The following is a 9,883-nucleotide window of genomic DNA, read 5'->3' on the forward strand; positions in this document are numbered from 1 at the left end:
TAACGAGGGCAACACTTCCAATAAGTGGATTGACTCTATCCACTTATCTGGTTAGGTTATCTACCTAGACCGTCGCCGGTCGTCGACCCCCGGGCTTGACTGGGATCACCGAAAGGTTCGCACCTTGATTGACGCGATGACCAGGCTCCTCAGACGCGCCTGGCTCCCCCTCCTGGTCACGGTTGCGATCGCCGTCGGCGCGGTCACCGTGGACCAATTACACGGGATCTTCGGCTCGAATGCGCTCCTGGTGACACCGAAGGGTTCCGACAGCGCGGAGCGTTTCAACCCCAAGGTCGTGACGTACGAGGTGTTCGGCTCCGCCCCGACGGCCGTCATCAACTATCTGGACCTCGACTCCAAGCCTCAGCGCGCCGTGAACGCTGCTCTGCCATGGTCTTTGACGCTGCGCACCACCGCGCCCGCGGCAACGCCCAACATCCTCGCCCAAGTCGACGGGCACTCCGTCACCTGCCGGATCACCGTCGACGACCTGGTCAAGGACGAACGGACCGCGACCGGTGTGAATGCCGAGACGTTCTGCCTGGTGAAGTCGGCATGAGCACATTGGTGAGGGACGCCCCGACCGACACGGTTCCGGTCGCGCGCCACGCGGCCCGCCCATGGATACCGCGGACGATCCGGTCGTTCGCCGTGCCGATCATTATCGCCTGGATCGCCGTCATCGCGCTGCTCAATACGGTTGTGCCGCAACTGGAAGCGGTCGGAAAGATGCGCGCGGTATCGATGAGCCCCAACGATGCGCCGTCGATGATCGCGACCAAGCGCGTGGGCAAGGTGTTTCACGAGTTCGACACGAGCAGCTCGGTGATGATCGTGCTCGAGGGCGACAAGCCGTTGGGCCCGGACGCACACCGCTTCTACGACGAAGTGGTGCGAAAGCTTCGCGCGGACACCAAGCACGTCCAGCACGTGCAGGACTTCTGGGGTGATTCGCTGACGGCGGCGGCCGCGCAAAGCAACGACGGCAAGGCCGCCTACGTCCAGGTCTACATCGCCGGCGACCAGGGCGAGGCACTGGCCAACGAATCGGTGGACGCCGTTCGGCACATCGCCACCAGCCTGCCGGCCCCCGCAGGGGTCAAGGCGTACGTGACCGGGCCCGCCGCGACGAGCACGGATCAAAACGCGGTGGGCGACAAGAGCATGCAGACAATCGAGATGCTCACCTTCGCCGTCATCGCCGTCATGCTGTTGCTGGTCTACCGATCGTTCATCACGGTGTTCATCGTGCTCGCGATGGTGGTGCTGGAATTGTCCGGCGCCCGCGGGCTGGTGGCATTCCTCGGCTACTACAAGGTTTTCGGGTTGACGACGTTCGCGACCAACCTCGTCGTCACACTCGCCATCGCCGCGGCGACCGACTATGCCATCTTCCTGATCGGGCGCTATCAGGAGGCGCGCAGGTCGGGGCAGGACCGAGAATCGGCCTACTACACCATGTTTCACGGGACCGCGCACGTCGTGCTCGGCTCGGGCCTGACAATCGCCGGAGCGGCCTTCTGCCTGCACTTCACCAGGCTTCCGTACTTCCAGACGATGGGCATTCCGCTGGCGGTCGGCATGACGATCGTGGTTGCCATGGCCCTGACGCTGGGCCCTGCGCTGATTTCGGTGGCGGGCAGGTTCGGCCGCGTGCTCGAGCCCAAGCGTATGACGCAACCCCGCGGGTGGCGCCGGATCGGCGCCGCGACGGTCCGCTGGCCCGGCGCAATCCTGGTGTGCGCAATCCTGCTGGCGCTGGTCGGCTTGCTCACCCTGCCCGGCTACCACACCACCTACAACGATCGCATCTACCTGCCCGGGGACGTGCCGGCGAACACCGGATACGCGGCGGCCGATCGGCATTTTTCCAAGGCCAAGATGAATCCGGACCTGCTGATGATCGAAAGCGATCACGATCTGCGCAATCCCGCCGACTTTCTGGTGATCGACAAAATCGCCAAAGCCCTTGTGCGCGTGCACGGCATCGCCCAGGTGCAGACGATCACGAGGCCCGAGGGACGGCCGATCCAGCACACCTCGATCCCGTACACCATCAGCATGAACAGCACCGGCCAGATCATGAACAACGACTACCAACAGACCATCCTGAAAAACACGCTGCAACAGGCTGACGACATGCAGGTCACTATCGACTCGATGGAGAAGATGCAGGGCCTCACGCAGCAGATGTCCGAGATCACCCACAGCATGGTCGGCAAGATGAAGAAGACGAGCGTGGACGTGCAGGAGTTGCGCGATCACATGGCCGATTTCGACGATTTCTGGCGGCCCATCCGCAGCTACTTCTACTGGGAGAAGCACTGCTACGACATTCCCATCTGCTGGTCGTTGCGGTCGCTGTTCGACGCCCTTGACGGCATCGACGTGATGACCGACGACATCACCGAGCTGGTTCCGGACATGGAGCGCCTCGACGCGGTGATGCCGCAGATGGTCGCCCTGATGCCGCCGATGATCCAATCGATGAAAAATCAGAAGCAAATGATGCTGAACCAGTATCAGGCCCAGAAGGCGCAGCAGGACCAGACGATGGCCATGCAGGACAACGCCACGGCAATGGGCGAGGCGTTCGACGCCGCCAAGAACGACGACTCGTTCTATCTGCCGCCGGAGGCTTTCGACAACGCGGATTTCAAGCGCGGCATCAAGCTCTTCCTGTCCCCGGACGGTCACGCGGTGCGGTTCACCATTTTCCACCAGGGCGATCCGTTGACGGCTGAGGGCACCTCGCGCGTCGAGCCGCTGAAAACCGCAGCGGCAGACGCGATTAAGGGAACGCCGCTCGAGGGATCGACGGTCTATCTCGGTGGCAGCGCGGCCCTGTACAAGGACATGCAGCAGGGCGCCGACTACGACTTGCTCATTGCCGCGTCCGCCGCACTCATCCTGATTTTCATCATCATGGTGGTGCTCACCCGCGCCGTCGTCGCCGCGGCGACCATCGTTGGGACGGTGGTGCTCAGCCTCGCAACTTCCTTCGGGCTCTCGGTGCTGCTCTGGCAACACGTCGTCGGGATCCCGCTGCACTGGATGGTGTTGCCGATGTCGGTCATCGTCTTGCTGGCAGTGGGCTCGGATTACAACCTGTTGCTGGTATCACGCATGAAAGAGGAGATCCATGCCGGGCTCAACACCGGGATCATCCGCGCGATGGCCGGCACCGGTTCCGTGGTCACCTCGGCCGGCTTGGTCTTCGCCTTCACGATGATGTCGATGGCGGTGAGCAAGCTGATCGTGATCGGCCAGGTCGGAACGACGATCGGACTGGGCCTGCTGTTCGACACCCTGGTGGTGCGCTCGTTGATGACACCGTCGGTCGCGACGCTGCTGGGACGCTGGTTCTGGTGGCCGCGACACGTCCGCGCGCGGCCGGTTCCCCGACCGTGGCCGCAGCCGCGGCGGTCCCCGGCGACGGCAGGGGCGAACGCTCAGTCAGCGTCGTAGGCGGCGCCGGCCGCCTTTGGCCTCGTGCGTCCACTCCTTTTCGACACGCCCGATCTCGAGCGAGAGCAGCATGAGAGTCGGGTTGTCGCAATGCACTTCGTGAGCGGTGCGGAATACCGCCGCATCCCCGGTGGTCGACAGGTAGGGCCGCAAGCCCTCGAACCACTCGTCGCCGACGACGTTGGGCGGATCGTCGGCCTGCGGGCCGCAAGCCCACTGCTGGTAGGCATCCCGGGCGTCCGCGAGGCCGCTACGCCAGCGTTGGATCGCGTCGCAGCGCTGCGTGTGGATGTGCATCTTCATCTGATGCTTGTGCCTAGTGCCTTCCACCATGCCCGGAAGCAGGTTATCGGCGGCGGACCGCGCGACGCCCGCGATGCCCATGGCCGACGCACCCACGACAGTCCCGACGAGGCCCATCGTCATCATGTCCATGCGGTGATCGTCGCACCCCCGGGCACCGACGGCCAAGGACTACCGCGCTCGCCGCGAATCACGGCCATCGCCGGGTGAGGTCATTTCGTGCGGTCGGGGGCCATGCGCTCGGCGGTGTCGTAAACCGCGGTGACGTGCATCTCGAACAGTGCGGGCAGATCGACCGCGTCGCCATCGATCTCCCGGGCGAGAAACGCCCCGTCGGCGCCGGCGAGTGTGTAGGTCGCCAATTGACGGACTTGTGCCTCGCTCAAGCCAGGGACGACCTCGCGGATGGCGGAACCGAGCAACTCGAAAGCTTTGGCGCGCACGGCCATGAACCTTGCGCGCGCCCGCGGCTCGACGGGACGTCGCTCCAAAGCAAGCATCATGCCGAGGCGGAGGAAGTCGGGGGAGTCGAGCAGCGCCTTGGCGACTTGCCGGGCCAACCCGACGAGACGCTCTCGCGGTCTGCCCTCAGTGGGCACCTGCCACGCGGAGACCCACTGGGCGAAGCTGCGTTCGATGACCGCGGCGATCAGGTCGTCCTTGTCCTCGAAGTGCCAGTAGATGGAGCTGGCCGGAAGGCCGCACTTGGCGCTGACCCGTCCGATGGTGGTGCCCTCGTAGCCGCGCTCGCCGGCGATCTGGGTCGCCGCATCCAGGATGCGGGCCCGTGACGCCTCGCCGTCGAGGCGGCGGCGGCGCTGAGGCTTGTCTTTCGTGACCACTGAAACTCCCTGCCGGTGGACGCTTGACTCTGTAGTGATCGCTACATTACCGTAGTGATCGCTACAGAAGCAAGCCTGCCACGAGGTGAGACGCCGGTGAACGAGCATCCGACCTATAACTTGGCGGTGATCGGCTATGGCCCCACGGGCGCCACGCCGGCGAATCCGCTTGGCCGCCTTGGTCTTAACGCTGCGTCGCTGTTGCACCGCGAGAACGTGCGGGCGGTGGCCGGCGCAGGCATTCCCGGCCACTGAATCCATCACGAGGAGCCACGATGTTACGTATCGACACGCACCACCACGCCATCCCGTCGTTCTATCGAGACTTGTTGCGCAAAGCGGGAATCGACGCGGCCGGGGGACGGGCCCTCCCGGAGTGGAGCCCGGAGGCGTCGCTACAGGTCATGTCGGAACTCGGCATTGGTACGGCGATCTTGTCGGTGTCCGCGCCGGGCACCACCTTCCTGCCGAACCCGGCCGACGCGGCCGCCTTGGCTAGGGACCTCAACGAGTACCTCGCCGCCGTCGTCGCCGCCCAGCCAGATCGGTTCGGCTTCTTCGCCACCCTTCCGATGCCGCATGTCGGCGAGTCCGCCGCCGAGGCGGTGCGATCACTTGACGAACTGCGCGCCGACGGCGTCATCCTGCTGGCGAACGCGGCGGATGTGTACCTCGGCCAGGAGGGGCAGGACGACCTGTTCGCCGCGCTGGACGCGCGGTCGGCCGTGGTGTTCATCCATCCTGCTGAGCTGCCCGGCCCCGTGGTGGACGGCGTCGTACCGTTCGCGGCCGACTTCCTGCTCGACACCACGCGGGCGGCGTATCTGCTTGTCCGCAATGGGATTTGCCGCAAGTATCCCAACATCCGGTTCATCCTGAGCCACGCCGGCGGATTCGTGCCGTACGCGGCGCACCGGTTGGCGATGGCCATCGTGGGCGACACCGGCCGCAGCATGCTCGACGTCCTGGACGACTTCGCCGGCTTCTATTTCGACACGGCGTTGTCCTCAAGTGCGGCGGCCCTGCCGAGCCTGCTCGCTCTCGCCAAACCGAGGCACCTGACCTTCGGCTCGGACACGCCCTTCGCTCCGCTTGCGATCTCGAAGATGTTCGCCGCGGGCCTGGAAACCTACCCCGGGCTCGACACGGGCGCCCGCACGGCGATCGAACGCACCAACGCGCTCGCGCTGTTCCCGCGCCTTAGGACAGCGGCGCCGCCGGAAGGCGGCTCCGCTGTCGATCGGGCACGCCATGCGGCCAGCAGGGTGCTGATGCGCGGCGTCACGCGACTGATCAACAGCGGCTAGCGCCGTCTAGCGCAGGGCCTTCTGCCAGGACAGCATGCGTGCGGCCAATTCGGGCCCTGCGTCTTCCTGGATGAAGTGGCTGGCCTTGATCCGAGCGTGTGGCTGGCCGGCCGCGCCCGGGATGTGCTTGATCAACGGGCGGTCCGCCTGCCCGAGGATGGGATCCCTGTTGCCGAAGATGGCCAGGCAGGGCTTCTCCCACTGGCCCAGGGTCTTCCACGCCGCCCGGTTGGCCGGGATCGCCGGGTCATACGGCGACGTCGGCACCAGCTGCGGGAACGCGCGGGCCCCGGCCTGATAGGTCTTGTCCGGAAAGGGGGCGTCGTAGCCCGCCCGCACCTTGGGGGGCACCCGGCGGACGGTGCCGACGGAGACGATGCGACCGGCGGGCAGCACCGGGGAGTAGCGGGCGAACGCCCGCCACAGCTGGAAGGCCGGCGGCGTGGGGCGCTCGGCGGTGGGCAGGAAGCCGTTCGCCACCACCAGCCGCGCGATCCGATCACCCTGCTCGGCGGCGATGCGCAGGCCGATCAATGACCCCCAGTCCTGGACGAACAGGGTGACGTCCTTGAGGTTGAGGCGCTCGAACCACGAGGTCACCCATTCGACGTGGCGCAGGTAGGTGTAATCCTCCATCCGGCTGGGCTTGTCGGAGCGGCCGAAGCCGATCAGGTCGGGCGCCAGGACGCGGTTCCCGGCGTCGGCCAGCGGAGGAATCATCGTGCGGTACAGGTAGCTCCACGTCGGCTCGCCGTGCAGCAGCACGATCGGCGGCCCATCGACCGGACCCTCGTCCAGGAAGTGCATGCGCAGCGGCGGGGTGTCGCTTGCAGTCACGTCGAGGTAGTTCGCTACGAACGGATAGCCCTCCAGGTTTTCGAATCGGGAGTCTGGGGTTCGCAGCACATCCATACTCGGCTCCTCCGGGGGTGGCACCTCTGCAAGCCTCTCGCGGCAGCGCGATTTCGTCTAGTAGCAGATTCGTTGAGACAGTAACTGGCAACAATTAAAATGCCCGCATCATGGCCATCCGGCAAGCGGTACTGCTCATCGCCGACATCGGCGGCTACACGCACTACATGCACTGGAACCGGACCCATCTGGCGCACGCGCAGCTGACCGTGGCCGGGCTGCTGGAGTCGGTCATCGACGCTGGCAAAGGACTGAAACTGGCCAAACTCGAGGGTGACGCGGCGTTCTTCTGGCAACCGGACGGCAACGCCAAAGCGCTGGTATGCGAGCGGCTGTCGCGGATGCGCGAGGCTTTCCTCGCGAAACGCGAGCGGTTCAAGGCGGACATCGCCTGTGAGTGCGCGAGCTGCGGGCAGCTCGACAACCTGTCACTGAAGTTCGTCGTCCACATGGGCGAGGTCGCGGAGCAGAAGGTGAAACGCCACGTCGAACTCGCAGGCGTCGACGTCATCCTGGTGCACAGGATGCTCAAAAACTCGGTCCCAGTGCTCGAATACGTGCTGATGACCGATCCGGTCGCGGCGTGTCTCGATGACCCGATGCGGGGGCTGTGCCAGCCGCTGGTCCACCACTTCGAGGGCATCGGGGACACCTCGACCCATTACATCGACCTCGCCACGTCGGAGGTGCCGCCGGTGCGGCCGCGGCGCAGCCGTTTCGGCCGGTTCGGCGCCACGGCCAAGTTGGAGCTGAGCGCGCTCCCGTTCCTGTTGGGCATCAAGAAACCCGCGGCGGGTTTCCGCAACCTGGACCGCGCCGAGGACGTTCCCGCGTAGCCGAAAAGCGTTGCATAAGAGCGGAGTTTCGCTATCGGATACGCGCCAGGGCGCGGCTCATTCGCGATATCGCCTCGGTGAGAATGGCTTTCGAGGTCGCGAAGTTCAACCGGACATGCCCGGCGCCGCCGGTCCCGAAGACGTGACCGGAGCTGAGCGCGACGCGGGCGTGGTCGCGGAACCAGCGGGCCGGTCCGGCCATGTCGGCCACCACCGCCAGCCCGCCGGCGGCGTCCTCGTCGAAACCGAGCTCCCGGCAATCGAGCCACGCGAGGTAAGTCCCTTGCGGCCATTGATATTTCACGCCGGGAAGGTGTTCGGCGACCAGATCGCCCAGCAAGGTTCGGTTCGCGTCGAGGCCGCCCAGCAGGCCGTCGAGCCACTCGCCGCCGCCGCGGAACGCCTCGGCGTGCGCGATGACGCCGAGGTGGCTCGGGCCGTGGCTGACCTCCTCCGGCATCCGGCGCAGGTCTGCTGCCGCCTCCGGACCGGCAATGGCCAGCGCCGCCTTCAGGCCCGAGAGGTTCCACGCCTTCGACGCGGACGTCAGGGCCAGGGCGTTCTCCGCGCCGGGCACGGACAGGTACGGGACGAATCGCGCACCCGGCAGGATGACCGGCGCGTGGATCTCGTCCGAGACCACCCGCACGCCGAACCGGCGGGCAAGCTCGGCGACGGCGCGCAACTCCTCGAAGGTGTGCACCGACCCGGTCGGGTTGTGCGGATTGCACAGCAGGTAGGCGACCCTGCCGCCCGACGCGCCGGCCCGGGCGAACGCGTCCTCCAAGGCGCCCAGGTCAATTCGGCCGTCGACGTCGAGCGGCGCCTCGACCACCCGGCGGCCGTCGTGCGACACGAACGCATAGAACGGCGCGTACACGGGTGGGTTGACGACGACGGCGTCGCCGCGGTCGGTGACCAGGCGCAGCATCTCGACGGCGCCGAGCATGACGTCGGGAACGATCGCGGTGCGGCCGACCTGCAGGTCGTGCCATTGCCAGCGCTGCGAGGCGAATTCACTGACCGCTTCGGCAAACGCCGTGCCGCAGGGATATCCGGTGTCGCCGGTGTCGATCGCCCTGCGCAGGGCCTCGGCCACCGCCGGCGCCAGCTGCACATCCATCTCGGCGACCCACAGCGGCAACACGTCGTCGGCGAACGCCCGCCACTTCATGCTGGTGCGCAGCCGCAGTTGCTGCAGCGTGAGTTCCTCGAGTGGGTTAAAGGCCACCCCGGCAGACTAGGTGGCGAACGCGTGCTTTGGAATCGTCAGGGGTAGGTCGACCGAACTCAGCAGCCCGGGTTCCGCCGCAACGACATACGGCACGGCGTTGACGACGCGCATCGCGGTGGCGACCATTGCGCCGGCACCGGAGGTCATGCCCCCGATCCCCGCCTTGCGGGGATCCTTCAGCGTGGCCGCCAGGGTGCACTCGATGTCGGGGTCGCCGGTGATCGCGATGCGGTAGGACAGGTCGCCGATCCCGGTCGGCCAATCGGGGGCGACGTCGTGCGCGAGCCGGGTGACGTGCTCGATGACGATGGCCTCGCGGCCGTCGACCACCCCGATCGCCTGCATGCGCAGCGCGCCGCATGTGCCGGCCTCGACGGTGCCCATCGCAACCTCGAGGGTGCGGTCGGTGACCGCGCGGTCGAAAGTCTCACGGATTTCCCGCACTTCGACGCCGAGCGCGTCGGCGATCAATCGGATCTGCCCCTGCCATTCGCCCGCGATCGCGCCCGGAAAGCCGATCCAGGGTTGGTAATCGAGCGGGCGGCCGAAGCCCAACGCGTCGCTCATGATGTCGGGAACGCCGTAGTCGTCGTACAGGCCGACCTCGAACGCATGGATCTTCTCGATCGACGATGACTGTGTGGACAGCACCAGCGGCAGGTAGTCCGCGGCGAACCCGGGCTCGATCCCCGACGCGTACAGCGACACCTGGCCCTGCTTGGCCGCCGCGACGAGCTGGTCGCGCCAGTCCGGCGCGAAGTACGACGGCGGGTACACCAGGCTGGTCGACGACGTCGACACCACGTTGATGCCCGCCCGTAGCAGCCGCAGGTAGTCGGGCACCGCTGCGCCGTCGCGTTCGGGACCGCTCGCGGCGTAGACGACGGCGTCGGGCGCCAGCGCGATCAGCACGTCGGCATCGTCGGTGGCCGTCACGCCCAGCGGCCCGATGCCGGCCAGCTCACCGGCGTCCTTGCC

10 protein-coding genes are annotated in these 9,883 nt (G+C 66.5%); 5 read left to right on the forward strand and 5 right to left on the reverse strand.

Going from position 1 to position 9,883, the window contains the following annotated elements:
* The first annotated feature begins 136 nt into the window (after positions 1 to 136).
* Together A9X00_RS05795 and A9X00_RS05800 are read left to right on the forward strand one after the other, a co-directional pair.
* A complete protein-coding gene (locus A9X00_RS05795; RefSeq protein WP_067150325.1) occupies positions 137 to 562 on the forward strand; it encodes an MmpS family transport accessory protein in 426 nt (141 codons plus the stop codon).
* Positions 559 to 3,471 (forward strand): RND family transporter, encoded by a 2,913-nt coding sequence (locus A9X00_RS05800; protein WP_067150328.1) that lies wholly within the window; start codon positions 559 to 561, stop codon positions 3,469 to 3,471. Before A9X00_RS05795 ends, A9X00_RS05800 begins: the two co-directional genes overlap by 4 nt.
* Here A9X00_RS05800 and A9X00_RS05805 read toward each other — a convergent pair.
* The gene (locus A9X00_RS05805) at positions 3,460 to 3,906 is read right to left on the reverse strand and encodes a hypothetical protein (protein ID WP_067150331.1); all 447 of its coding nucleotides are present in this window, start codon (positions 3,904 to 3,906) and stop codon (positions 3,460 to 3,462) included. The two genes, A9X00_RS05800 and A9X00_RS05805, sit on opposite strands and share 12 nt — an antisense overlap.
* 80 nt (positions 3,907 to 3,986) lie before the next feature.
* Positions 3,987 to 4,616: a TetR/AcrR family transcriptional regulator gene (locus A9X00_RS05810; protein ID WP_067150334.1), complete on the reverse strand. Its 630-nt coding sequence runs from the start codon at positions 4,614 to 4,616 to the stop codon at positions 3,987 to 3,989.
* A 96-nt stretch (positions 4,617 to 4,712) separates the two neighbouring features.
* Here A9X00_RS05810 and A9X00_RS30570 point away from each other — a divergent pair, with 96 nt between their 5' ends.
* A complete protein-coding gene (locus A9X00_RS30570; RefSeq protein WP_156771939.1) occupies positions 4,713 to 4,871 on the forward strand; it encodes a hypothetical protein in 159 nt (52 codons plus the stop codon).
* Between the two features lie 20 nt (positions 4,872 to 4,891).
* Positions 4,892 to 5,923 carry an amidohydrolase family protein gene (locus tag A9X00_RS05815; RefSeq protein ID WP_067150336.1) on the forward strand — a complete coding sequence of 344 codons (1,032 nt, stop codon included), beginning with the start codon at positions 4,892 to 4,894 and terminating at the stop codon, positions 5,921 to 5,923.
* A gap of 6 nt (positions 5,924 to 5,929) precedes the next feature.
* On the opposite strand, the gene A9X00_RS05820 is transcribed toward A9X00_RS05815, so the two are convergent.
* Positions 5,930 to 6,835, reverse strand: coding sequence for a haloalkane dehalogenase (locus tag A9X00_RS05820; protein WP_067150339.1), 906 nt, complete (start codon positions 6,833 to 6,835; stop codon positions 5,930 to 5,932).
* A gap of 110 nt (positions 6,836 to 6,945) precedes the next feature.
* Here A9X00_RS05820 and A9X00_RS05825 point away from each other — a divergent pair, with 110 nt between their 5' ends.
* Positions 6,946 to 7,671, forward strand: coding sequence for a DUF2652 domain-containing protein (locus A9X00_RS05825; protein WP_067150342.1), 726 nt, complete (start codon positions 6,946 to 6,948; stop codon positions 7,669 to 7,671).
* A 31-nt stretch (positions 7,672 to 7,702) separates the two neighbouring features.
* On the opposite strand, the gene A9X00_RS05830 is transcribed toward A9X00_RS05825, so the two are convergent.
* Positions 7,703 to 8,845, reverse strand: a complete 1,143-nt coding sequence (locus A9X00_RS05830; protein ID WP_369830721.1) for a MalY/PatB family protein — start codon at positions 8,843 to 8,845, stop codon at positions 7,703 to 7,705.
* Positions 8,846 to 8,911: 66 nt separating this feature from the next.
* Positions 8,912 to 9,883 (reverse strand): dihydrodipicolinate reductase (locus A9X00_RS31180; RefSeq protein WP_067150348.1); only part of this gene is annotated, 972 nt, incomplete at its 5' end.

Origin of the sequence: Mycobacterium sp. 1245805.9, from assembly GCF_001672915.1 — a bacterium.
Classification (GTDB): domain Bacteria; phylum Actinomycetota; class Actinomycetes; order Mycobacteriales; family Mycobacteriaceae; genus Mycobacterium.

Bases quoted from the DNA above. Each gene is read 5' to 3' on its own strand.
- A9X00_RS05830 (WP_369830721.1), bottom strand. From the start codon at position 8,845: ATGAAGTGGCGGGCGTTCGCCGACGACGTGTTGCCGCTGTGGGTCGCC.
- A9X00_RS05795 (WP_067150325.1), top strand. From the start codon at position 137: ATGACCAGGCTCCTCAGACGCGCCTGGCTCCCCCTCCTGGTCACGGTT.
- A9X00_RS05815 (WP_067150336.1), top strand. From the start codon at position 4,892: ATGTTACGTATCGACACGCACCACCACGCCATCCCGTCGTTCTATCGA.
- A9X00_RS05825 (WP_067150342.1), top strand. From the start codon at position 6,946: ATGGCCATCCGGCAAGCGGTACTGCTCATCGCCGACATCGGCGGCTAC.
- A9X00_RS05800 (WP_067150328.1), top strand. From the start codon at position 559: ATGAGCACATTGGTGAGGGACGCCCCGACCGACACGGTTCCGGTCGCG.
- A9X00_RS05820 (WP_067150339.1), bottom strand. From the start codon at position 6,835: ATGGATGTGCTGCGAACCCCAGACTCCCGATTCGAAAACCTGGAGGGC.
- A9X00_RS05805 (WP_067150331.1), bottom strand. From the start codon at position 3,906: ATGGACATGATGACGATGGGCCTCGTCGGGACTGTCGTGGGTGCGTCG.